At 45.7% G+C, this 24,804-nt stretch carries 15 protein-coding genes and 1 pseudogene; 8 read left to right on the forward strand and 8 right to left on the reverse strand.

What is annotated here, in order from left to right; all coding sequences use genetic code 11:
- Positions 1 to 5: 5 nt before the first annotated feature.
- The 3 genes from IR173_RS07640 to IR173_RS07650 all read right to left on the reverse strand — a co-directional run bounded on the left by IR173_RS07640 (position 6) and on the right by IR173_RS07650 (position 5,417).
- Complete coding sequence (locus IR173_RS07640; protein ID WP_237039137.1) at positions 6 to 2,315, reverse strand: beta-N-acetylhexosaminidase; 2,310 nt, start codon at positions 2,313 to 2,315, stop codon at positions 6 to 8.
- 9 nt (positions 2,316 to 2,324) lie between these two features.
- Positions 2,325 to 3,908 (reverse strand): sulfatase family protein, encoded by a 1,584-nt coding sequence (locus IR173_RS07645; RefSeq protein ID WP_237039063.1) that lies wholly within the window; start codon positions 3,906 to 3,908, stop codon positions 2,325 to 2,327.
- 159 nt (positions 3,909 to 4,067) lie between these two features.
- Positions 4,068 to 5,417 (reverse strand): threonine/serine exporter family protein, encoded by a 1,350-nt coding sequence (locus tag IR173_RS07650; RefSeq protein ID WP_237039064.1) that lies wholly within the window; start codon positions 5,415 to 5,417, stop codon positions 4,068 to 4,070.
- A 231-nt stretch (positions 5,418 to 5,648) separates the two neighbouring features.
- Between IR173_RS07650 and IR173_RS07655 the strand changes: the two genes are divergently transcribed.
- The 6 genes from IR173_RS07655 (at position 5,649) to IR173_RS07680 (ending at position 10,658) form a co-directional block, all read left to right on the forward strand.
- The gene (locus tag IR173_RS07655) at positions 5,649 to 6,290 is read left to right on the forward strand and encodes a PASTA domain-containing protein (RefSeq protein ID WP_237039065.1); all 642 of its coding nucleotides are present in this window, start codon (positions 5,649 to 5,651) and stop codon (positions 6,288 to 6,290) included.
- 20 nt (positions 6,291 to 6,310) lie between these two features.
- Positions 6,311 to 7,384, forward strand: coding sequence for an RluA family pseudouridine synthase (locus IR173_RS07660; RefSeq protein WP_237039138.1), 1,074 nt, complete (start codon positions 6,311 to 6,313; stop codon positions 7,382 to 7,384).
- The gene (locus tag IR173_RS07665; RefSeq protein WP_237039066.1) at positions 7,381 to 8,355 is read left to right on the forward strand and encodes a D-alanine--D-alanine ligase; all 975 of its coding nucleotides are present in this window, start codon (positions 7,381 to 7,383) and stop codon (positions 8,353 to 8,355) included. Before IR173_RS07660 ends, IR173_RS07665 begins: the two co-directional genes overlap by 4 nt.
- A 17-nt stretch (positions 8,356 to 8,372) precedes the next feature.
- The gene (locus IR173_RS07670; protein ID WP_237039067.1) at positions 8,373 to 9,530 is read left to right on the forward strand and encodes an acyltransferase; all 1,158 of its coding nucleotides are present in this window, start codon (positions 8,373 to 8,375) and stop codon (positions 9,528 to 9,530) included.
- Positions 9,531 to 9,593: 63 nt separating this feature from the next.
- Entirely contained in the window at positions 9,594 to 10,247 is a 654-nt protein-coding gene (locus IR173_RS07675) for a NigD1/NigD2 family lipoprotein (RefSeq protein ID WP_237039068.1), read from the forward strand.
- Positions 10,248 to 10,259: 12 nt separating this feature from the next.
- Positions 10,260 to 10,658, forward strand: a complete 399-nt coding sequence (locus IR173_RS07680) for a rhodanese-like domain-containing protein (RefSeq protein WP_237039069.1) — start codon at positions 10,260 to 10,262, stop codon at positions 10,656 to 10,658.
- Positions 10,659 to 10,901: 243 nt separating this feature from the next.
- Here IR173_RS07680 and IR173_RS07685 read toward each other — a convergent pair whose 3' ends face one another.
- The 3 genes and pseudogenes from IR173_RS07685 to proB form a co-directional block, all read right to left on the reverse strand.
- Complete coding sequence (locus tag IR173_RS07685) at positions 10,902 to 11,870, reverse strand: Rossmann-fold NAD(P)-binding domain-containing protein (protein ID WP_237039070.1); 969 nt, start codon at positions 11,868 to 11,870, stop codon at positions 10,902 to 10,904.
- Between the two features lie 40 nt (positions 11,871 to 11,910).
- Complete coding sequence (locus IR173_RS07690; RefSeq protein ID WP_237039139.1) at positions 11,911 to 13,161, reverse strand: glutamate-5-semialdehyde dehydrogenase; 1,251 nt, start codon at positions 13,159 to 13,161, stop codon at positions 11,911 to 11,913.
- Positions 13,162 to 13,179: 18 nt separating this feature from the next.
- A pseudogene (gene proB / locus IR173_RS07695) lies at positions 13,180 to 14,259 on the reverse strand (glutamate 5-kinase); the annotation flags it as partial.
- Between the two features lie 482 nt (positions 14,260 to 14,741).
- Here proB and IR173_RS07700 point away from each other — a divergent pair.
- Both IR173_RS07700 and IR173_RS07705 read left to right on the forward strand, forming a co-directional pair.
- Positions 14,742 to 16,454 (forward strand): PNGase F N-terminal domain-containing protein, encoded by a 1,713-nt coding sequence (locus IR173_RS07700; protein WP_237039071.1) that lies wholly within the window; start codon positions 14,742 to 14,744, stop codon positions 16,452 to 16,454.
- Positions 16,455 to 16,480: 26 nt separating this feature from the next.
- Complete coding sequence (locus IR173_RS07705; RefSeq protein WP_237039072.1) at positions 16,481 to 18,673, forward strand: GH92 family glycosyl hydrolase; 2,193 nt, start codon at positions 16,481 to 16,483, stop codon at positions 18,671 to 18,673.
- A gap of 315 nt (positions 18,674 to 18,988) precedes the next feature.
- On the opposite strand, the gene IR173_RS07710 is transcribed toward IR173_RS07705, so the two are convergent.
- Together IR173_RS07710 and IR173_RS07715 are read right to left on the reverse strand one after the other, a co-directional pair.
- Positions 18,989 to 21,001 carry a RagB/SusD family nutrient uptake outer membrane protein gene (locus tag IR173_RS07710; RefSeq protein WP_237039073.1) on the reverse strand — a complete coding sequence of 671 codons (2,013 nt, stop codon included), beginning with the start codon at positions 20,999 to 21,001 and terminating at the stop codon, positions 18,989 to 18,991.
- Between the two features lie 15 nt (positions 21,002 to 21,016).
- Positions 21,017 to 24,241, reverse strand: a complete 3,225-nt coding sequence (locus IR173_RS07715) for a SusC/RagA family TonB-linked outer membrane protein (protein WP_237039074.1) — start codon at positions 24,239 to 24,241, stop codon at positions 21,017 to 21,019.
- Positions 24,242 to 24,804 lie beyond the last annotated feature (563 nt).

Genomic DNA, 24,804 nt, shown 5'->3' on the forward strand with positions numbered 1-24,804 from the left:
TTTGTTTATTCTATTATCAACTCGTCCACACATACCCGCGCTTCCTGCTCCGGACGCACGTGGGTAAGCGGACAGCCACCTGCACCAAAGAGGATGACACGCACATAGCGACCGGCATCATCCAAGTTGAACGGCAAGTTTTCTATAAATGTACCTTCGCGGAATATCTCCTCCGGCTCAAACTCTTTGGAAGCCACTTTCCAATATTCAATATCTTCATTGGAAAGCCACACCTCAACACGTTTGGGCTTATGCACTCCCATACCATAATTATTGATGCAGCCCAATACCAACTTATTCAGATGCTCTCTTTTTCTCAAATCCAGCGTAAAGGCAATGGAATCATTCCGTGTCCACGACGCCCATTCCGAATCGGTATATTTCAGGCTGCCGCGAACACCATTCACCATCACACGCTCCACCGGGTTACTGCGCAACATCCGTTTAGCCGTCGCCTTGTTCCATTGAATGGGTAAAGTCAAGGTCTGTCCCATCTGTTTACCGTTTTTAAAGGTAGCGCTTTTGATGGTTTGAGGAGTAGTTACTTGCCATTTGCGTTCATAAAGAGAAGACTTGGCTGTGGGCTGACTTCCGTTTGTGGTATAACGTATCTCCACATCGGGGCGGATACATTCCAACTCTACTTGCAGACTGCCGTCCATCGGAGTCACTTTATGCTGGATATTGTACATGGAACGGGCATAAGTAATTCCTTTTACATCAAGATGTCCGGTAAAGTTATCCAGAGCCACCAAGAATCTGTCCCAGTCCTTGTGCACCGGGAAAGTCCACGCGCCTTCGGCTACTGCTGCCAGACGAGGGAAAATCAGGTATTCCACTTCTTCAGGCTTGTTGCAGAATTCAGTCCACATAGACCCCTGTATACCCATCAGTAATGAGCGCATCCCGGCTGTCCAACTTCGTTCCACCGGTTCATAATCATATACATCCTTCAATGTATTATTGCCGAAATAAGTGACCGGCTCAAACCATTGCGGACCTTGATAACGAATGAGGTACAACACGCGTGCCGGAGTCATCACGAAACGATGTCCCTGTTTGGCTGCCTTCAATGCAGCCTGTCCGTATCCTTGCCAGCCAAAGATAACAGCACCATCGGGAATCTTGGTATTTGTCAGTTCATCCCACCCCATGACTTCGCGCCCTTTGCTCTTCACATAACTGCTCATACGTGCCATGAAGTAACCTTGCAAGTCTTCTTCATCCTTCAGTCCTTCTTTTTTCATCCGCGCCTGACACAGCGGACACACCTTCCAATGGGTTTTACGGGCTTCGTCACCACCCAAATGAATGTATTTGGAAGGAAACAATGCAACCACCTCGTCAATTATATTTTGCAGGAAAGTAAAGACACTGTCGTTGCCGGCACAATAAATGATATCCGCATGATTTCCGCCCAACCCGGGAAGCACACCGATAAATTTATCCACCACCGGACAAGCCAACAAAGGATAAGCTGCCAACGCCGCATTGCTGTGTGCCGGCATCTCTATTTCGGGAATCACCTCTATCCGGCGTGCAGCCGCATAAGCAACAATCTCACGAATATCATCTTGAGTATAGAAGCCTTTTTCCACTGTCGGTTCACCTTGACGCTGATTCCGCCGTTCGGGGAAAAGTTTGCCCGGACGCTCCACCCGGCTAGCCCCTATTTCCGTCAGCAACGGATATTTCTTTATCTCGATACGCCAGCCGTTATCATCCACCAGATGCAAATGCAACGTATTCAGTTTCAACATTCCCATACAGTCAATGATACGAAGCAAATTCTCCTTCGGAGTGAAAAAGCGGGCGACATCCACCATCAGTCCGCGATAGCCGAACCGAGGCTCGTCGGTGATAGTCATTGCCGGCACCACCCATTCCACATCATTCACTTTAACCGCACTTTCTATTGCCGCCGGCAATAGCTGGCGGATGCTCTGCAAAGCATAAAAGAAGCCTTTGGCATCAGCCGCCTTGACGGTTATTTTCTTGGGAGTAATCTCCAGACAATAAGCTTCGCTTTTTATGTTCTTGTCTGTCTGGTACACTAAATCTCCCTTTTTACTGTCAACTTTCAGTTTCGGGGTAAAGCCGGCGGCACAGGCAAACTGCTCGGAAAGCAAACGGATAACGGCAGCCTGTTCCTCCGTTTCGACCGCAAAAACTGTTTTGGGAGTAAATTGAAAGTTTCCCGTTCCAAGCACAACACTGGTCGGACGAGGCACTAAAGGTATGGAAGCGGAATTATCCGCCTCCATATCGACTATGGAAAAAAATAAGCCTAAAATTATCAGATAAATGTATCTCATCATCGTATTTTACTCTTTATCCCTGTCGGGAGAAAAACGGACAGGGTCATTATACTGTTCCTGCAACTTCAGTAATTCTTCTTTCAGTTCCTTCACCACAGGCTCATATTCAGCCTGTCCGTAGAGGTTATGCATTTCTGTCGGATCTGCCTGCAAGTCATACAGTTCCCACACATCGATGTCATTATAGAAATGAATCAATTTATAACGGTCGGTACGCACACCATAATGGCGTTTCACCATGTGCTCTGCTGGATACTCATAAAAATGATAATACAATGCATTACGCCAGTTCTGCGGATGCTCGCCTTTCAGTAACGGAAGCAGTGATACCCCATGTATGTCTTCGGGAACAGGAGCACCTGCCAGTTCAAGGAACGTAGGCGCATAGTCTATGTTCTGAACCATTTCGGTGATATCTCCTTTTCTGTCGAATCCTTTCGGCAGACGCATAATCAATGGTGTGCGCATGGACTCTTCATACATAAAACGTTTGTCAAACCAACCATGCTCACCCATATAAAATCCTTGGTCGGAAGTATAGACCACCAATGTATTATCCAACAGATTCTTTTCTTTCAGATAATCAAGCACGCGGCCTACATTGTCATCCAATGTCTTCACCACCTTGGCATAATCACGCATATAACGTTGGAATTTCCAATCGGCGAGCTCTTTTCCTTGTGGATTCTTCTGATAGAACTCCTTGATGATAGGCGCATAGAAATCATCATATTGTTTGCGCTCTTCCGGTGTCAGACGCCCGATAAAGTTCAAATAAGCCGATTTCAAGCGTGAATCCTTATTCATATCCAGCATCTTGGTATCATACATGATATCCATATCTTTAAAGATACTCATCTCCTGCGCAGCGGCAGCCGGACGTCCCTCATAATCATCATAAAAATTATCAGGCATGGTGAAGGTTTTGTCTTCGTATTCGTTCAGATATTTCAACTCGGGCAACCAGTTGCGGTGAATGGCCTTGTGATGAATCAAAAGACAAAATGGCTTATCTTTATCGCGTTGGTTCTCCATCCAGTCTATACTCATATCGGTAATGAGGTTCGTCAGATATCCCTGCTTCTCTATCGTATCGTTTTGCATCGTAATGAAACGGGGATTGTAGTAATCTCCCTGTCCGGGCACAATCTCCCAATAGTTAAAGCCGGTCGGCAAGCTTTCCAAATGCCATTTGCCCACCAAAGCAGTTTGGTAACCTGCTTTTTGCAACAACTTAGGAAAAGTCTGCTGTGAAGAGTCAAATACACACGTCGTATTATCATAAAACTTATTGGCACAACTGTGCTTGCCGGTTATCATACAGGCACGACTGGGGCCACTCAAAGAGTTTGCCACAAAACTGTTGGTAAAGCGTACCCCATCATTAGCAATTCTGTCAAGGTTAGGTGTTTCCATATAACGTTTGTCATAGCAGCTCATCATCTGGGCAGTATGGTCATCCGTCATGATATAGACAATATTAAAAGGTTTCTGCTCCTCTGTTTTCTTCTGAGAAGCACATGAAGACATAGATGCCAAAGCCGTGACACCCGTCAAAGAATAAAGTAGGCCGGAATGTAGGTTATTCATAATATAATATTTTAATAATGCATAGATTTAATGCAAATATACAGATTATGAATCACTATCGGGAACAATAATTACTTTTTTAGCATCAAAAAACTCCGCATGGAGCAAGTTTTTCTAACTTACCGACCATGCGGAGTTCCTTATAGATTAATCAACAGACTACCACTCAATAAATTTACCTCGTGCTTTGCGTTCTTCCAATTCTTTCTGAAGAAACTCCCGACGGTCTTTGGCAATATAACGGCGCGCAAAGATGTTGGGCACAGCAACACCCAATGATATACACAAAATAATAAGTGCAGAATTAATGCCGTTTGAGAAGGCGTTTGTCACCTCACCTATCACACCGTGCATATTAATAAATGCCAACAAGGAACGATACATCAATACACCCGGAACCATCGGAATGACCGAAGGAATTGTCAATACGTGATTCGGCACGTGAAACCAGTGTACGGCCTTCACCGCCAACAGGCTGACAACGAAACTTCCCATAAACGAACCGATGACCGGACCGTATCCCAGTTCAAAGTTCACAAAGTTACGGGTACACACGGCAATTATTCCACCTATAGCCACCACCCACAAAAGGCGGCGTTGAATATTAAAGATAGTGGCAAAGCCCATCGCTGCAATAGCCGCTGCAATAGCATACACCCAATATCCGTCATGCGGAACCATACTCAGTTCACTGAATTTCTGGTCAATCGTCACATCATTCATCACTAAAAGCCTCATCGCAAAGGCAATACCGAATGCCATGCCCCCTACCATCATGACCGTATTGGCGGCACGAGTGATACCCACCAGCAAATGATTATCAATCATGTCATCCACAAAGTTGATTAGCGGGACTCCCGGAACGATATAGAGCGTACATGCCAATAAGGGATGATAAGGTGTTACAGACCATCCTGTAAACGAAAAGGCATACGCCAGACACGTGCAGACAAATGCCGAAATAGCAATACTCATGTACACATTTATCCCGAACTCTATGCAACGGGCACGGGTACGGAATCCGACAAAAGTACAGAGTGCGGTTATCAAGAAAGCAATCCAGTCACCACCAAACAATTTACAGAATCCGCCACAGGCAAATCCGGTACAGATGGCAACAACGTAAGGAGTATAATTACGTTTCTGATGGGCAATCTTCTCCAGTTCCTCCTCATACTTATCCAACGAATAATCCTGTTCGATGGCACGCCATGACAATTTACTGATTTTTGAAATGGCTTCCATGTTAATGCCATGTTTCTCACATTTTTGGAACTTGGAAAAAGAATGTTTCTCGTCACTTACATTAACCATCAACATAGTCCACCGGATATCGATGTGCAACTTATCTTCGGGGATGCCGAGATAGGCAGCGACACGCTTCATATTCCGCTCAATGCGATTAGTATCCGCAGCGCTCTCCATGAGCATTTTTCCTGTACGCAGCAACAGGTCCAGTTTGCGGCGTAATAATAGGACCTCCTGCTCGTTTGTTGTCTCGTTTGTCATCTTTTTAGCTTAAAATGTTAATCCTGAATTTAGAATAGGTTCGTTTTCGGGCCGCAAAGGTACAAAAATATCCATTATAATTATACGAAACAGGAGAAACGCTTTAATATAAATACGCTCTTCAGAAGAAAGAAGAAAAGATATTCGGCTATTTACAGATGATATTCGACTATAAATATAGGAACAATTATGAATTTGTCGTATCTTTGACGCGGAATAATCTAACTAGTTATGGTAACATTCAAAGAATTCTTTTCGTTCAAGAACAACCGCTTCTTTTGGCTCAACCTGGTGGCCATGATTATTGTTGTGATAGCAATAGCTTTAGGAACGCTGCAATGGCTGGACAATTACACCCGCCATGGTGAAGCAGTGGTCGTTCCCAATGTAAAAGGATTGCCTATACGTCAGGCCGAAAACGAAATCTATAAACAAAATCTCAAGGCGGTCGCCATCGACTCCAGTTATGTCAAAGGGATGCCTCCCGGTGCCATACTGGAACAGAATCCTGCCGGAGGTTCAAAAGTAAAAGAAGGAAGAACGGTTTACCTCACCGTCAACATGGACAGTGCGCCCAAAGTGAGTGTTCCCGATATCATGGACAACAGTTCACTGCGCCAAGCCGAAGCCAAGCTGCGCGCTTTAGGCTTCAAGGTGGCCGAACCGGTATACATCAGCGGTGAGAAAGACTGGGTATACAGCGTCACTTACAAAGGCCGCACCCTGAATGCCGGCGACAAAGTTCCTCACGAGGCTTTATTAACCTTGCATGTGGGTAACGGCAATGACGAGTTGACCAATGACTCGACCTTGATAGACTCCACAACCACCGGTGACGATGATACTCCCGTGATAGACAAATCTTGGTTCTAACTATTCCAAATAAAGTGATGATGACAGAAGACTATGCGGATGAAATAGACGATACGCTGGATGATATAGAACGAGTGGTGGAAGACCCTTCGGAGCTATACGAACACTTCCGGGTAGTGGTGGACAAAGGCCAGTCGCAAGTGCGGATAGATAAATACTTGTTCGAACGGTTGGTCAACTCTTCGCGCAACCGAATCCAAAAAGCCGCCGATGCCGGTTTTGTCATGGCAAACGGCAAACCGGTGAAAAGCAGCTATAAAGTGAAGCCCTGTGACGTGCTGACAGTCATGATGGACCGTCCGCGTTACGACAATGATATTATCCCCGAAGACATACCACTGGACATTGTGTATGAGGACAATGACCTGATGGTGATTAACAAACCTGCCGGACTGGTCGTACATCCGGGATGCGGCAATTATCACGGCACATTGGTCAACGCCATCGCCTGGCATTTAAAAGACAATCCCAAATATGATCCGAATGATCCGCAGGTGGGACTTGTCCATCGTATTGACAAAGACACTTCCGGCCTGCTGGTAGTGGCCAAGACTCCCGATGCCAAAACACACCTCGGGCTTCAATTTTACAACAAGACCACCAAACGTAAATATAATGCGTTGGTTTGGGGAATAGTAGAAAATGACGAAGGCACTGTAGAGGGCAATATCGGCAGGAATCCGAAAGACCGTATGCAAATGGCGGTATTAAGCGACCCCACACAAGGAAAGCATGCCGTCACCCATTACCGGGTTCTGGACCGGTTAGGCTATGTCACGCTGGTGGAATGTGTACTCGAAACCGGACGCACCCACCAGATACGTGTACACATGAAACATATCGGACACACCTTGTTCAACGATGAACGCTACGGTGGAAACGAAATTCTAAAAGGAACACATTTCAGTAAATACAAACAATTCGTAAACAACTGTTTCGAGACCTGCCCCCGTCAGGCACTTCACGCCATGACGCTGGGCTTTGTCCATCCCCGCACCGGCGAAGAGATGTTTTTCACCTCTCCGTTACCCGAGGATATGACAAACCTGATAGACAAGTGGAGAAACTATATCAGCAACAGAGAAGAACTATGAAACGTACCATTGCGATAGTAGCCGGAGGAGATTCCAGTGAACTCCCCGTTTCCCTGCGCAGCGCACAGGGAATTTACTCTTTCATTGACAAAGAGCGTTATAACTTATATATAGTAGAAATGGAAGGCCACCGTTGGGAAGTCATCTTGCCCGATGGCACTAAAACTCCTATTGACCGTAACGACTTCGGATTCATGGAGAATGGCGAAAAGAAACTTTTCGATTTCGCTTATATCACCATCCACGGCACCCCGGGTGAGAACGGTATCCTGCAAGGCTACTTTGACTTGCTGGGGATTCCTTATTCCAGTTGCAACGTATTGGTTTCGGCAATAACATTCAATAAGTTCACCTGCAACCAATACCTGAAAGGATTTGGAATACGGGTATCCGAGTCCCTGATTCTCCGCAAAGGTTTTGAAATCACCAACCAAGAAGTAATCAGCAAAATCGGTCTGCCTTGTTTCATCAAACCGAATGCCGGCGGTTCCAGCTTCGGCGTGACGAAAGTCAAAACAGAAGAAGAGATTCAGCCAGCCATCGAAAAAGCCTTCCATGAAAGCGATGAAGTGATGATTGAAGCCTACATGAAAGGCACGGAAGTGACTTGCGGATGTTACAAGACAAAAGATAAAGAAGTGGTGTTCCCCATTACCGAGGTAGTAACCGACAATGAGTTCTTTGATTACGATGCCAAATACAACGGACAGGTACAGGAAATCACTCCCGCACGTCTTCCCGAAGACACGGCAGAACGCGTACGTCTGCTCACTTCCGCCATCTATGATATATTAGGTTGTTCGGGCATTATCCGCATCGATTATATCATTACCGAAGGCGACAAAGTCAACCTGTTGGAAATCAACACCACTCCGGGCATGACCGCTACCAGCTTTATCCCACAGCAAGTGCGTGCCGCCGGACTGGACATCAAAGATGTAATGACCGATATTATCGAAAATAAGTTTTAACTTAAATTAGAAGAGCCATGAACATACCAGCTGAATTTGATAAGATTCGCCCCTACACTCCCGAAGAGTTGCCGAAAATCTATGAAGAGCTAATCGCCGACCCAAGCTTCCGAGCAGTGGTAGAGTCTGTTATGCCGGGCATACCTTTTGAGGCCCTTGCCGAGAAGATGCGCCTATGCCGGACAAACCTGGAGTTCCAAAAAGCATTTTTCTACGGATTATTATGGGATTTGGTAAAGAAATGCGCCAATGGGCTGACATTCGACTGTTCTGCCCTGACGGACAAAACAATGAATTACACCTTCATTTCCAATCACCGTGATATTATCCTCGACTCCGCTTTTCTATGCATTCTGTTGATAGACCAAAAGATGAATACCGTGGAAATCGCCATCGGCGACAATCTGCTGATTTATCCCTGGATAAAGAAACTGGTACGTATCAATAAATCATTCATCGTGCAACGCGGTCTCAGCATGCGTCAGAAACTGGAAGCATCTGCACTGATGTCGCGCTATATGCACTTTGCCATCACCCATAAGCATGAGAACCTGTGGATTGCCCAACGTCAGGGACGCGCAAAAGACTCCAACGACCGCACTCAGGACAGTGTACTCAAAATGATGGCCATGGCGGGAGAAGGAGATGCCATCGCACGATTGAAAGAACTGAATATCGTTCCTCTCTCCATCTCTTACGAATACGACCCATGCGACTTTCTGAAAGCAAAAGAGCTGCAACAGAAACGTGACGATGCCAACTTCCAGAAATCTCCGGAAGATGACCTTATCAATATGCAAACCGGACTTTATGGGTATAAAGGCCGTATCCATTTCCAGACTTCAGCCTGCCTGAACAAAGAACTGGATGAGATAAAGGAACGCAACTTATCCAAAACGGAAGTGTTTACCGCCATCTCCACACTGATAGACAAGCATATTCATCAAAACTATCATCTGTATGCCGGCAATTATGTGGCGTGCGATCTCTTAATGGGAGATAACCGCTTCGCCGAAGAATATACCGAAGAAGAGAAGAACAAGTTTGAAAAGTATCTGGAAGGACAGATAGCCAAGATTGATTTGCCCGACAAGGATATTCCTTTCTTGCGCAACAAGATTTTGACGATGTATGCCAATCCGTTAATCAACTATCTGGAGGCAGCCAAAAGCTAATCTCTCCGAATGACAACCCAACAAAGGTAACAGTACAGTTAATGATAAACAGATGATTTACCAATGAAGAAATTTATTCTTTTATGCCTTCTTGCCCCTTCATTGCTCACCGCTTGTAGCGATGACGATTATGTCTATCCCAATGTCTTGACCGAAATGACAGACTTGGTGACAGACCATACGGGAACGGCGGCTTATCTGAAAAACGACGAGGGGATAATGTGGAGCATACAGCCCCGCGCCGGTCTGGACGGCTTGACACCCGACAGCGTTTACCGTACTGTTACCATGTACGCCCCTGTCAATGATTCTGAATCATCGTCACTGAAAGCTATCCTGTATAACACACAGTCGGCCATCTCTCCCATTCCCAAAGCAAAAGATACATTCAAGGAAATACATACAGATCCGGTTGCCATCCAAAGCATCTGGAGAAGTGGCAGTTACCTGAACCTGATAGCACTGGCAATGGTGAAAGACCGCACACACGAGTATCATTTCATCGACAACGGAATTACCCACAACGAGGACGGCACAAAGACACTGCATCTCACTCTCTACCACGACCGCCACAACGATGTGGAAGGTTTCAGCCGCAAAGTCTACCTTTCTGTTCCTCTTTGGGCTTACGCCGACGTATTGCAAGAGGGAGACGAGATTGTCTTTACACTGAATACCTACAAAGAAGGTATGACCAGCCGTTCATTTACTTATTAATAAAAAAGCGATATGATTAAAACCATTTATTTTGTGTTCTTTATCTGCGCCTTTGCACTCGGATTATGGGCATGCACAGGAAAAGAACAAGAGAAGTTCAAAAGCTTATCAACAGCCCAATTCGAAGAGTTGATAAAAGACAATAAAATCCAGTTGGTGGATGTGCGCACCGTCGCCGAATACTCGGAAGGGCATATCCCCGGCAGCCTGAACATCAATGTAATGGACGAGAACTTTGCCGCCGCCGTTGATGAACTGTTGCAGAAAGACCAACCGGTAGCTGTATACTGTAAAAGCGGAAGAAGAAGCCGCAATGCAGCAAAACTCTTGGTAAAGAAGGGATTTAAAGTCTACAATCTGGATAAAGGTATCCTAAACTGGATAGACGAAGGCATGGACATCGAGAAGTGATAACCGACTTCAATAATGAGGGAATCATGGGGTTGTGCAAAACATGGATAATGCTGTCGTTTAGTTCGTAGGGGCGAGGTTCGCTCGCCCGAAAACAGTTTACTTTGTGTCTTCGGGCAGGCAAACCCTGCCCCTACAGCTGACGATTGGATAGCCCGGTTTAGTTTTGACACACTCCCCTACAGCTGACGATTGGATAGGCTGGTTTAGTTTTGACACCCCCAACCATATTTGACTTGACAACTATGACTCCAACCCTTGCAACAAGCGTTTCAGCACCACTGTTGCAGAAATCTCACGATTGGCAGCTTCGGGAATCACCAACGAAGTAGGCGCTTCAATCACATCATCCGTCACAATCATATTTCTACGGACAGGCAGACAGTGCATAAAGAAAGCATTGTCGGTAACTGCCATGTGAGCTGTGTCTACCGTCCAACCCATATCTTTACTCAGCACCTTACCATAATCCTCCGGACGAGTCACACCCGGACAAGCCCAGTTCTTGGCATAAATAAAATCAGCTCCCTCAAACGCCTTCATCTGATTATACTCCACTTTGGCATTGCGGACAAACTTAGAATCAAGTTCATAACCTTCGGGATGAGTAATAACAAAATCCACATCAGCCTCATTCATCCAGTCGGCAAAAGAATTGGGAACAGCCTGCGGAAGCGCACGCGGATGCGGTGCCCAAGTCAACACTACCTTAGGACGTTCTTTCTTCTTATATTCCTCAATAGTAATCAGGTCGGCAAAAGCCTGCAACGGATGGCCCGTAGCAGCTTCCATCGAAAACACCGGTTTACCCGAATACTTAATAAACTGATTCAGAATCTTTTCCGTATAATCATCTTCACGGTTCTCAAAATGAGCAAAAGAGCGCACACCGATGATATCGCAATAAGAAGCCATCACCGGAATGGCTTCCAGCAAGTGTTCACTCTTATCACCATCCATAATCACACCGCGTTCTGTCTCCAACTTCCATGCACCTTGGTTCACATCGAGCACAATAACGTCCATGCCCAGGTTGCGTGCAGCCTTCTGAGTACTCAAGCGGGTGCGCAGGCTGTTGTTGAAGAATATCAACAGGCAAGTCTTATGCTTTCCCAGGTTTTCATACTTGTAGCGGTCTTTCTTGATTTCAAACGCCTCAGCCAAAGCTGTCTTCAAATCACCCAAATCGTGTACATTTGTAAAGTATCTCATAATTCGTTCTATATATAATGTGTAATTTCTATTTCACCGGTCAGTCTCTTACCTGTCCTTCTCCACGGATTATCCATTTATACGTATTAAGCTCCTCCAATCCCATCGGCCCGCGGGCATGAAGTTTCTGCGTACTGATACCTATCTCCGCGCCAAGCCCGAACTCGCCGCCGTCTGTAAAAGAAGTCGGAACATTGACATAAACACACGCCGCATCCACCGCTTTCATAAAATAGTCGGCAGAACGGCTGTCCTCCGTCACAATACATTCACTATGGCCGGAACCGTATCGGGTAATATGGGCCACCGCTTCTTCAGGGCCGGAAAGCACCTTGACAGCCATTTTATAGTCTAGGAATTCGGTACCATAACTCTCACTTGTGGAAGGGCGGAGCAATTCCGCAGGATAACTTTCCCGCAAAGCCGCAAAAGCTTCCCCATCGGCATATATAGTCACATTGGAGTATTGCAGACCACTGCACAACGCCGGAAGGTCAGTCACACGCTCCCTATGCACCAACACGCAGTCCAAGGCATTGCATACACTGACCCGGCGAGTTTTTGCATTCTTGATAATAGCGGCCCCCTTCGTCACATCACCGCTCCTGTCAAAATAAGCGTGACACACGCCGGCTCCCGTCTCTATCACCGGAACAGTGGCATTCTGACGGACAAAATCAATCAGTCCTTTCCCGCCGCGGGGAATCAGCAAATCTACATAACCTCTCGCATTCAACAGTTCGGCAGCAGATTCATGATTGGGCGGAAGCAGAACAACAAGCTCAGGACTCAATCCCTGCTGTATCAAGACCGAATGAATGACCGATACGATAGCCCGGTTGGAACAATCGGCATCACCTCCCCCTTTCAGCAGGCAAGCGTTTCCCGACTTAAAGCAAAGTGAAAAGACATCCAGCGTAACATTGGGACGCGCTTCGTACACAATACCGATAACGCCGAAAGGCACACTGACCTTCGTCAACGTCATGCCGTTGGGACGAACCGTTTCGCTCAATACCCTCCCTGCGGGAGACGGAAGCCGCGTCACACTGCGAATGCCTTCGGCAATGCCGTGAATACGTTCGGCCGTCAGCTTCAGCCTGTCATACTTCGGATTAGACTCATCCATCCTTGCCAAGTCTTTGGCATTCTCCGACAAAATCTGTCCGGCTTGCGCTTCCGTGGCATCCGCCACGGCACACAAGACCTCATTTATCTTTGCCTCCTCGCAAAAAGCCAGACTCTTGCCGGCTTCCCGCACCTTCTGAAAAGTATCTGTCAGTCTTCCCATTACTGTCAAGTTTGATAAATCCAAATACAGATAATCATAATGTACCACCGGCTTTTGGCCATGTCTGCCCATCAGCTGACGCGCTTCTTCCGAATCGTAACCGGCACGCCCCACTCCTATTTGCTTTCCCCTGTGGTCTATGATTTTCACAATATCATCTTTCTCGAAATCCCCTTCTATGGCAACGATGCCGACCGGCAGCAAACTCACTGCCTTCTTTCCTTTCAACACTTTCACCGCCGGTTCGTTCAAATGTAATTCCCCTTTTGCAAAGCCTTCGCTGTGAGCAATCCATTTCTTTACGCTCGACACCCCATCCGTAGCCGGAATAAAACGAGTGCACACCGTTTCTTCGGGATGCAGCAACACATCGACCAATATATTCTCCCTCTTCCCGTTTGCAATAATGACGGTAATGCCTTCATCCGCCACTTTGCGGGCAATGGTCGTCTTTGTCAGCATCCCTCCCCTCCCGAAGCCGGATTTCTCTGTCCTGATATAGTCTGAAAGGTCTTTTCCCTGCTCCACCTCTCTGATGACCCGAACGCCGGGAGCAGAAGGCGAACCGTTATAGATACCGTCGATATTGCTCAGGATGACCAGTGCCTGCATATCCATCATCGAGGCAACCATGCCCGAAAGCTCGTCATTGTCGGTAAACATCAGTTCCGTCACCGATATGGTATCGTTTTCATTTACAATCGGAATCACTCCGTTCTCCAGCATCACCATCATGCAGTTGCGCTGATTGAGATAATGGCGACGCGTGGCAAAACTTTCTTTTGTAGTGAGCACCTGCCCTACGGCAATGCCATGCTCGCGAAATAATTCATAATAGCGGTTTATCAGTTTGGCTTGCCCCACAGCGGAGAAAAGTTGTCGCTGGTCAACACTGTCCAACTTTTTAGAGGGCTTGATTTCACTTCTTCCCGAAGCAACAGCTCCCGATGAAATCAAAATCACCTCCACTCCCGCCTTGTGCAGTTCCGCTATCTGGTCTACGAGTGCCGACATCCGTGTCACGTCCAGCGTACCATCTTTGCGCGCCAGCACATTACTTCCAATCTTTACTGCTATCCTTGTAAACTGATATGCCATTTCTTTCATTAATTTAGAAACACAAATATAGGTATTTAAATCAATCTGTAAGGTGAAATAAGCTAAAAATTAACCCATAGTTCATTTGTACGCCTTTATTTCCATTCCCGTCATTTGCAGCCACAGTCTCTTTCTTCAGCCTGACTAAGCATTTTCGTCCTTTAGGTTAAGCCCTTTCATACGGTAGACTACTACGGTCTATTGCCGCAGACCGTACAGTCCACTACAACGGACCGTACAGTCCACTGCCTGAGTTCGTACAGTCCACTGCCGCAGTCTGTAGTAATCTGCCGCTTACAGAGGCTTGGATGTCCATAAGAAAAGGCTTGGATGTCCATAAGAAAAAGCTTAAGCATACGAATAAAGACTCTAATCTATAAAATTATTGCTCAAGACACGCTCTAAGATGCAATCTTTTACGGATTTATGATTAACTTTGCCTATTATACAATCATTCCAATTACCAACTATTATCACTTAATATGAGAAGAACCGGAATAAAAACTGTATGGTTACTGATGCTCTGCCTGCTGACCGTTTCGGCAGCCTCTGCACAAAACCTTCAAAGGAAAGTAAAGAATGCCAAAGGGATTGAAGTCATTTACCAATCCAGCTACAAAGGTAAAATCCGCCCCGGAGAGCTAATGATGACCGTATCGGGCAACCAGGTTGCACTGGAAAGTGTATGGCCCGAAAAGGAAAAAGAAACGACGGCCGGAAACGCCCTCGAGGACAAACAACCCGTCATTAAAAGCTATATCGATTACGATAGCCGCGAAGCCTATAAGTGGGCAGAGTTGCCTGACGGAAAAATTATCTCCGCAGCAACCCCTTTTGAGTTCGGCAAAGGATTTACTCCTGTCGGCGAAGGCAAGCATCTGGGACTGAACTGCAAGATAGTGCGCACCTCCATCAATTCAAACACCATAGAAGTATGGTACACCAATGATATTCCTTTCCGCGGAACACCGCAAGCCAATGTCGGTGTGCCCGACGGACTGGTGCTGAAGGTGGTGCGCAACGGCGACATGATACAAGAAGCTTCCACCGTCACCCCTCTCAAGAAGACACAAGAACTATTGCCGGCTTCGTGGGGAGAAAAGATGGATGCGGCCGATTATCAATATACCATCAACCAAAGTGGTGTCATCACCGTTCCTGTATTCGACCAGGAAGCCATTTGTTTCAACAATGCCAAACTGCCGGATACGCTGGAAGACGGAATGACTTACAGCGCAGGAGGCGGAACCATTATCCTGAAAAAAGTGAAACTGCCGGAGTCGGCGAAGAACCGCAGCGTCTTTGTAGAAGTCGCCCAATACTCGGACGGCGACGCATACGACCGTACCGGCTCTGTCTTTGTAATCCCGACCGACAAGAAACAATCTTTTCTGGATGCCATACGGAACCTGAAAGACGTACCGGCTTTCCAAGCCAAAGACGGCAACTATCCGGCCCTCATTTCGACAGAAGATTATGAGGCTCCTGTAGAACTGATGCGTTTCTTTACCGGTTTCGGTGTACGTAAGTTCAACCACAACAAAGTGAAAGGGCAACATTGGGTAGACTCGGTCATCTACAAATCAGAGGTGACTCCTCTCGCCTCACAACTGCAAGGCGAAGTATGGATAGGAGCCTACATCGGCAACTGGGATGCCAAAGGCCATCGCCTCTCCCTGAAACTGAAGTATTATCCCGACGACGAACGCCGCGTAAACAAAGCCATGCCTTTGTTCAACACCGTGAATTATCTGGAACAGGCCGGACAAGCCTACCCCATCTTCTTCCTGAATGACTCTCTGCGTGTGAGCTTCACCCTAGAAGAACCGGTCAAAAACGCACGCCTGTTCTATCTCACCACCGGACATGGCGGTTGGGGAAACGGAGATGAATTCAATCAAAAGCCCAATACCGTTTATCTGGATGGCAAGAAAGTGATTTCGTTCATCCCCTGGCGCGATGACTGCGGAACGTATCGTAACTCCAATCCTTGTTCGGGCAACTTCTCAAACGGTCTGAGTTCTTCGGATTTGAGCCGCTCCAATTGGTGTCCCGGTACGGTAACTATGCCCGAATATATCTACTTGGGCGATTTGGAAGCAGGAGAACACACCCTCTCCGTCCGGATACCGCAAGGAGCTCCCGAAGGAGGAAGCAACAGTTACTGGTGCATCTCAGGCACACTACTTTATTAATCCGTTCATTATTAAATTAAATACCAATGAAGAAAAGTTTCTATTTTCTATGTACATTAGCCCTGACCGGGACATTGTTCAGCTGCAACCCCACTGAGAACGAACCGGCGGAAACAGACTACACAAAGTACGTGAACACCTTTATCGGGGCTGCCGACAACGGGCATACTTTTCCCGGTGCCTGCCGTCCTTTCGGCATGATTCAAACCAGTCCGGTCACCGGTGCGGTGGGCTGGAGGTATTGTTCCGAATATGTCAATAATGACTCCATCATCTGGGGATTCACTCAAACACATCTCAACGGAACCGGATGTATGGATTTGGGCGATGTGCTCGTCATGCCTGTCACCGGAACACGCACCCGCGCCTGGGATGCCTACCGCAGCCGTTTTTCCAAAGAACAGGAAGCCGCCACACCGGGATATTATACGGTAGAGCTAGCCGAACCGAATGTAAAGGCAGAACTGACTGCCACCCCTCATGTAGCCTTGCACCGCTACACCTATCATAATGCCGACTCCGCTTCCGTCCTCATCGACCTGCAACATGGGCCGGTGTGGAATGAAAACCAATATCACTCTCAGGTAAAAGAGTGTGAAGTGAACTGGGAAGATGCCCAAACCCTGACCGGACATGTACGCAACAGCGTTTGGGTCAATCAGGATTATTTCTTCGTGATGAAATTCAACCGCCCCATCACCGATACCATCTACCTGCCTATGAGCGAGACAGAAAAAGGGAAACGCATCGTTGCCTCTTTTGATATGCAGCCCGATGAAGAACTGCTGATGAAAGTCGCTCTTTCCACTACCGGCATAGAGGGTGCCAAGAAGAATATGGAAGCCGAAGTGCCCGCATGGGACTTTGAAGGAGTGAAAAAGACGGCACATGACGATTGGAACAGCTATCTGAGCCGTATTGACGTGACCGGAACAGAAGATGAAAAGACCAACTTCTACACTTGTTTTTATCATGCACTGATTCAGCCTAACCAAATTTCGGATGTAGACGGCCTTTACCGCAACGCTGCCGATTCCATTGTAAAAGCAGGGACAGGAACATTCTATTCCACTTTCTCATTATGGGATACTTATCGTGCCGCGCACCCGTTCTATACACTGATGGTTCCCGAAAAAGTGGACGGCTTTGTCAACTCACTGATAGAACAGAGCGAGGTGCAAGGCTTCCTGCCCATCTGGGGATTGTGGGGCAAGGAAACTTATACCATGGTAGGCAACCACGGCGTATCTGTCGTTGCCGAAGCCTACCGCAAAGGATTCCGCGGATTTGATGCCGAACGCGCTTTCAACGCAATCAAGCAAACCCAGACCGTATCGCACAAACAAAAATCCGATTGGGAAACGTACATGAAATACGGTTACTTCCCCACTGATTTGATTAAGACCGAATCTGTCTCTTCTTCCCTCGAATCGGTATACGACGATTATGCAGCCGCAGACATGGCTAAACGTATGGGTAAGACAGAAGATGCAGCTTACTTCTCCAAACGTGCGGATTTCTACAAGAACCTGTTCGATACGGAAACCCAGTTTATGCGTCCGCGTAATTCGGACGGAACTTGGAAGAGTCCGTTCAACCCCAGTCAGGTGGCGCACGCCGAAAGCACCGGTGGCGACTACACCGAAGGAAATGCGTGGCAATACACTTGGCATGTGCAACATGATGTTCCGGGGCTAATCAGTCTCTTTGGCGGTGAAGAATCTTTCTTGAACAAGCTTGATTCGCTGTTCACACTCAAATTGGAAACGACGCAGGCAGATGTCACCGGCCTCATCGGACAATACGCTCACGGCAATGAGCCTAGCCATCACATTACTTATCTATATGCTTTGGCAGGACGTCCCGAACGTACGCAGGAATTGATTCGCGAGATTTTTGATACCCAGTATCGTCCCGAGCCCGACGGCCTTTGCGGTAACGACGATTGTGGACAAATGTCTGCATGGTACATGTTCTCTGCCATGGGATTCTATCCGGTCGATCCGGTAAGCGGAAACTATGTGTTCGGTGCTCCGCAAATGCCGAAGATTGTGCTTCATCTGGCAGACGGAAAGACATTCACCGTTATTGCAGAGGGTATTTCCAAAGAACATAAATACATCGACAGCATTACACTGAACGGCGAACCCTATACCAAAAACTATATCTCACACGAAGATATATTGAAGGGAGGAACATTGGTGTATAAGATGAAATAATTGTATTTCAAACCTATCTATAAAAAAGAGGGTGTGTCGAAACTCTCATAAACTAAAAATCACCCTCGCCACAGATAGTTGTAGCGAGGGTGATTTCGATAAAAGAGGATGTGTCAAAACTAAACCAGCCTATCCAATCGTCAGCTGTAGGGGCAGGGTTTGCCTGCCCGAAGACACAAAGTAAACTGTTTTCGGGCGAGCGAACCTCGCCCCTACGAACGAAACGACAGCATTATCCACGTTTTGACACAACCCTTTCTTTTTGAGAATCAGAGTGGAATACTCCACTCGGTCAGTTAAATTACTATTCTTTATTTATTCAATAGCAGTACCGTTGATAGTTGTCGGCCAATACGGATTCTGATAGAGAACAGAAGTTTCTACATTTTCATCCGGTGACAACAGTTCTATTTCGCGGATAGGCAACGGTGACAAATAGTTAGCTTTAGCCCAAGTATATCCGTCGTATACCGGGTTGTTATCCTTCATAATAGAATAAGGACGCAAGTATTTGAAAGAAGGATCAGAAATATTAGAGCCCTCAGAACCTGTATACTTATATTCTATTTTAGCACCGTTTTCATCTTTGTCAGCTACTTTGTAAAGTTCGTCCCAGAAATTACATCCTTCCGGAATGAATTTCTGCGCCAACATATTGTCCATAGCACGCCAGCGTATCAAGTCATCGTAGCGCATATCTTCACCAATAAACTCGCAACGGCGTTCGCGTCGGATATTCAACAGTGTAGCATCCACTGTTTCATCGCCTGATTTTTTCGCCCAGTCTGTCTCCTTATTCATATCTGTTGCAGCAATGGTTTTGTTGAAGTCAGGATTCACTCCCGCACGTTCGCGAACTGCTCTCCAATAGCTGGCAGCTTTACCTTCCACTCTTCCGTATTTCAGATAATAAGCCTCCATATAGTTCAGATAAGCTTCTACCCCGCGGAAAATGATACAACCTGTAGTTGACTCTGCTTTACCCCATACATTCTGTGTAAGGTCGAAGCTGGCATATTTACGAAGACGATAACCGGTACGGTCTTGCATTTCTTGACGGTTTGATACAGGGTGCGGCATGAAATATTGCACCGTACCTGCTGTTTGCTGTGAATGAACAGGCAAGAAGTTGCTTTCACTGAACATGAACAATTGCAAACGGTCGTCGCGGTTATCTTTTACATCATCCAACGTCTTATCACCCATATAAGGAGCTGTAGTTGTAGCCGCATACCAGGGCATACCATCTTTCATAAGGAAGCTTTCCACATAAGTTTTCAGCAAACCGTTGTTGCTTCCTGATTGTACCCATGCAGGTGTTCCGTGAGTGATGGAGTAACTTCCTGTTTTAGCATACGATCTCCACATCAATACTTCCGAGTTTTTGCTCAAATCTACTGAAGCAAACATCTCGAAGTAAGGGTTCCATCCTGAAGTAGTGCTGATAGTTTCCGGATCAGCCACTCCTGTATTTTGGGTCAAGGTAACTTTGTCGGCAACCTGTTCGGCTGCTTCCAATGCTTGAGTCAGGAAGAAATCCACTTCTTTATCCACATCCAAAGTGAAATTAGGATGTACTTTCTTTCCCGGCCAATTTGCGTCACCCGGTACACGACCTGTACCCTTATGGTATTTTTCAAAAGTTGCTTCGTACAAGGCAACACGTGATTTTACCAATAAAGCTGTCTCCTTATTAATACGGTTGTTGGCAGCGAATCCCCAACCTTTCAACATACTAATCGCTTTATCCAAGTCTTCCAAAATAAAACGAGCCACCAAATTACGCGGTTGACGTACCGATTTTTCTATCAGTACCGCCTTGTCATCAGGAAGTACTTCGGTAATGATAGGATAATCACCGAATTTACGCAAATAGCTATAGTATATCCATGCACGCATAAAGTGCATTTCACCAATATAATGTTCTATGTCGGCAGCACTACCCGAAACCTGTCCGGCTTCGTATTTAGGGACTGCGTTTTCAAAGAAATAGTTACAATAACGGATATCGTTGAAAGACCATCCTCCACCTGACTGAGGAACTTTCCAAGCTCCTTTTTCATACAATGTTGAATTGTAGCCTCCGGATACAGCATTGTCTGTTCCTCCATCGCCATTACCTATTCCCATACCATATCCTGCATGACTTGAGAACCAGTTGTTATATTTAGCAATAGAATAAGCCTCAAAATGGTCGGTTGTAGTGAAATAAACTTCCGGTGTTACCGATGACAGAGGTTCCCTGTCCAAAAAATCATTGCAAGAAGAAAGAATCAGCGTTCCTCCTGCCAAGGCACAAGCCTGAAATAATATATTTTTAAGTTTCATAGTTCTTATCATTTTTTAGAAGTTGACATTTACGCCCAATGAAATAACTTTTTGCAACGGATAGAGCTTTCCGGGGCCTGTTCCGGCTAAACTTCCGGTAGCCTCAGGGTCAAATATATCCGACAGACTGGTAAAGGTCAGCAGATTGTCGGCTGATACATAGAAACGTACAGATGACATACCGGCATTCTTAATCCATGCTTCCGGCAGAGAGTATCCCAATTGGATATTTTTCATACGCATATAAGCACCATTCTGCATATAACGAGTCTGTACTTTCGTATTACGTCCGCCACCAAAATTTACTTTCGGATAGTAAGCATCCAAGTTAGCTCCCAAGGGGTCTCCTTCAGGACGCCAGAAGTCCCAGTGTTCAACAAAACCGGTAGACTGCCACTCGTTTCCTTGTGCATTGGCTCCCCAGAAGTAACATCCGTCCAACCACAGGTCACGTTTAGCTACCCCTTGGAAGAATACGCGGAAATCCCAGCCTTTCCATGAGGCATCCAGTGTCAAACCAAATTTATAGCGCGGAGTGTTATTACCGATAATACGATAGTCACCTGTATCTCCCAGCTTATTGCTTCCATTGTCTATCTTTCCGTTTCCGTCAAGGTCGGCATACATAATATCACCTGCTCCCCAGTTACTTCCCAATGTAGACTGGTCTACTTTTGCCAAGTGTGCATCCATTTCTGCCTGGCTTTGAGCGATACCGATAGTAGTCAATCCCCAAATATCTCCCAACATTCTACCTTTGTAGTATTGGTTGACATTCATACTTTCATTGGGGTAACGAGTAATCTTCTGCTGGTCATCAGATAAAAGAGCTTTGATGCCATATTTCACACCACCTATTTGATCTCTCCATCCGATTTCAAGTTCAAAACCGTAAGATTTCATATCACAGTTATTGATTTTAGGAACAGTAGTACCCAGTGCAGATGACAATTCGGGGGCCGGGCCAATCATGTCTTTAGTGCGACGAACGAAGTAGTCGAACGAACCGGTCAATCGATTGTTGAATGCTCCCCAGTCCAAACCAATATCCCATGTTTCAATAGTTTCCCATGTCTTCAAGAGGCTGACCATACCCGGGTTGTAAGAATAGTTAGGACGTTCTCCATCAACCAACCATCCGTAATTGCTACCTGTAGGCATAGTCTGATAGAAAGGATACCAAGCATCATTAGTGTTGGTATTTCCCAACTGTCCCCAAGATGCTCTTAACTTCAATGAGTTAATTTTAGTCTTTTCTCCGAATTTCTGGAAGAATTCTTCATTGGCAATATTCCAACCGGCAGAGAATGAAGGGAAGAATCCCCAGCGTTCGTCACCTACGAAGCGTGATGAACCATCATAACGTCCGTTGGCTTCAAACATATAGCGGTCTTTGTAACTCCAGTTGATACGAGCAAAGAAACCGGCTACAGAAGTATGGTTATAACCACCATAAGCCTGCGGGTCGTCCGTTGCTGTATTAATAGTAGGTACCCCCGGGCTAATCAGATTATTCTTAATTGCTTCGATGCTACGGTTTTTGTAGAGCTCGGCATTGAAACCAGCCATTACCTTGAAGTAATGTCCATTGTCAAATTGTTTAAAATAGTCAGAATAAATATTGGTGGTATAATAATTTTCTTTCCACGAATATTCATCTACGCGTGATGCACCGGCAGAATAAGATCCGTATCCCATATCCCATACAGTGTAATAAGGATCTCCGTTAACGTCATAAGCGTGTACGGGCAATACTTCCCAATGTTGATACTGAGTAGTGGTACGCACACTTCCCTCCAAGTTGATTCGCCAATCCTTGATGGGCTCGATTACGACATGCAACTGGTTAGTATAGTAATCTTTTTGACTATTTTGTTTACCACCGTTTTCCATTTGTTCCACTTCACCTTCGTCCATGGGGAATCCATTGGGGTCGTAAGCAGGATGTACCGGCCATTTACGTGCCAAGTTATGGAAAAAGCTGCTGGTCAAGTAAGTAGGTCGTTGGAAATCTTCACGAGTCCATTTGCTGTTTAAAGTCACAGTCAACCAGTCAGTGACGTTTGCCGTAATTTTGCTGTTCAGCGTATAACGTTGGAATTTATCAGTACCATGGCGCAACAAACCTTTCTGATCCAAGAAGCTGCCGCTCAATACATACTGAAGTTTTTCCGTACCTCCGCTAATGCTCAAGTTATGTTCTTGTGAAGGAACCCAATTGTCATAAAATTCGCCGAACCAGTCGGTATTGCCATTGGCGTTGGCCCATTTCTGCCAAATACCCGAACCGTTGTCTACGGTAGTGGCTGTCAATGTACCTTCTTGATAAGCTTTGATACGTTCCATCACCGCCGGGCTGAAGATATCTCCACCACCACGGTTAGACGAAGCACGGTTGAAGTACTGTGCGAAAGTGTAAGAGTCCATCAAATCGGGAATTCCGATAGCATCATTGAAACGTACGTTTGCAGAGTAATTGACATTAGTTTTACCGCTCTTACCGCTTTTTGTTGTTACCAAAATAACACCAAACGAAGCTCTGGCACCATAAATAGAAGCTGATGCAGCATCTTTCAATACAGATACAGATTCAATGTCATTGGGGTTTACAGTATTCAGATTTCCCTCAATACCGTCAATCAAAACCAGCGGAGACGAGCCGGAACCATCACCAATAGTACCTGTACCACGAATGTTGATGTTCATTTGTCCGTCCAGTGAACCACCCGAGTTACCTACCGTCAAGTTCAAACCGGGAATAACACCCTGCAATGCTTGCGACACGTTTTGTACGGGACGGGCAGCGATAACTTTAGAATCCACCATTCCTACAGCACCGGTTATGTTCACTTTCTTCTGTGTACCATAACCCACTACTACTACTTCTTCCAAAGTCTGAGTATCGTCTTTCAGAATTACATCAATAGGTTTTCCATCCCAAACGATTTCTTGGGTGATATAACCTACAAATGAAATAACAATAACATCACCCTTCTTTACATTAGGTATTGAGAAGTCACCGTCGATTCCGGTGATTGTTCCATTAGTAGTACCTTTTACTACTACTGAGGCTCCAATGACGGTCTCACCGGTTCCGTCTTTTACGATACCGGTACAAGCTCCGTTCTGCTGTGTGATTTTCACATCGGTTACGCCAGGATTGCTAACCGCATACGCTGCTCCGGTAGAGGCTCCCATCAGGAACAGCATCATACTGACTGATTTTAGTCGTTTTAACATAGCTGTGATTTTTAAGTGTTTATTGAAACTTATTAATAACCAACTGTACCAAGTTCTTTCAGAACTATGTTAAACTGTAAGCCATTGTATATAAGCACGATAAGAAAACGCATAAAAATGTGCAAATAGTCATTCTAGAGAGTTTGGGCTATGGATTTATGTATATAATTCTACTTCTTTTCTACCTTAACAATACGTTTAACCCCACTGTACAACAGGCCAATAGAATTTATTGACAGCATCTTATATTAGAAAATCATTGTTGATATCAAGAATGCTCTACTACGTTTCTACTTATAAAATTATAAGTTTTTCTCATAAAATCGTATTTTTAAGATTTAGAGAGCTTTTAATCCAGAAATAAACATTATTTTCATTTCTGTAGCACAAGTTTTGGAATTCACCTTTGTTAAAAAACGACCTGAAGACCAAAATATTTTTTATTCGAAAGCTACATTCTTTAAAATTATTATATATTTGCATCGTTAATCTAAATTATATTGAAAAACATAGTTCTGAAAGAACTTTATGATGAAAGCATTTAATTGAGTTTCAATAAACAC

Source organism: Phocaeicola faecalis (genome assembly GCF_021730445.1).
GTDB lineage: Bacteria > Bacteroidota > Bacteroidia > Bacteroidales > Bacteroidaceae > Phocaeicola > Phocaeicola faecalis.

What these genes read in the sequence shown, in the direction of transcription:
- IR173_RS07640 (WP_237039137.1), bottom strand. Translation starts at nt 2,315, where the DNA reads ATGAGATACATTTATCTGATAATTTTAGGCTTATTTTTTTCCATAGTC.
- IR173_RS07645 (WP_237039063.1), bottom strand. Translation starts at nt 3,908, where the DNA reads ATGAATAACCTACATTCCGGCCTACTTTATTCTTTGACGGGTGTCACG.
- IR173_RS07650 (WP_237039064.1), bottom strand. Translation starts at nt 5,417, where the DNA reads ATGACAAACGAGACAACAAACGAGCAGGAGGTCCTATTATTACGCCGC.
- IR173_RS07655 (WP_237039065.1), top strand. Translation starts at nt 5,649, where the DNA reads ATGGTAACATTCAAAGAATTCTTTTCGTTCAAGAACAACCGCTTCTTT.
- IR173_RS07660 (WP_237039138.1), top strand. Translation starts at nt 6,311, where the DNA reads ATGACAGAAGACTATGCGGATGAAATAGACGATACGCTGGATGATATA.
- IR173_RS07665 (WP_237039066.1), top strand. Translation starts at nt 7,381, where the DNA reads ATGAAACGTACCATTGCGATAGTAGCCGGAGGAGATTCCAGTGAACTC.
- IR173_RS07670 (WP_237039067.1), top strand. Translation starts at nt 8,373, where the DNA reads ATGAACATACCAGCTGAATTTGATAAGATTCGCCCCTACACTCCCGAA.
- IR173_RS07675 (WP_237039068.1), top strand. Translation starts at nt 9,594, where the DNA reads ATGAAGAAATTTATTCTTTTATGCCTTCTTGCCCCTTCATTGCTCACC.
- IR173_RS07680 (WP_237039069.1), top strand. Translation starts at nt 10,260, where the DNA reads ATGATTAAAACCATTTATTTTGTGTTCTTTATCTGCGCCTTTGCACTC.
- IR173_RS07685 (WP_237039070.1), bottom strand. Translation starts at nt 11,870, where the DNA reads ATGAGATACTTTACAAATGTACACGATTTGGGTGATTTGAAGACAGCT.
- IR173_RS07690 (WP_237039139.1), bottom strand. Translation starts at nt 13,161, where the DNA reads ATGGGAAGACTGACAGATACTTTTCAGAAGGTGCGGGAAGCCGGCAAG.
- IR173_RS07700 (WP_237039071.1), top strand. Translation starts at nt 14,742, where the DNA reads ATGAGAAGAACCGGAATAAAAACTGTATGGTTACTGATGCTCTGCCTG.
- IR173_RS07705 (WP_237039072.1), top strand. Translation starts at nt 16,481, where the DNA reads ATGAAGAAAAGTTTCTATTTTCTATGTACATTAGCCCTGACCGGGACA.
- IR173_RS07710 (WP_237039073.1), bottom strand. Translation starts at nt 21,001, where the DNA reads ATGAAACTTAAAAATATATTATTTCAGGCTTGTGCCTTGGCAGGAGGA.
- IR173_RS07715 (WP_237039074.1), bottom strand. Translation starts at nt 24,241, where the DNA reads ATGTTAAAACGACTAAAATCAGTCAGTATGATGCTGTTCCTGATGGGA.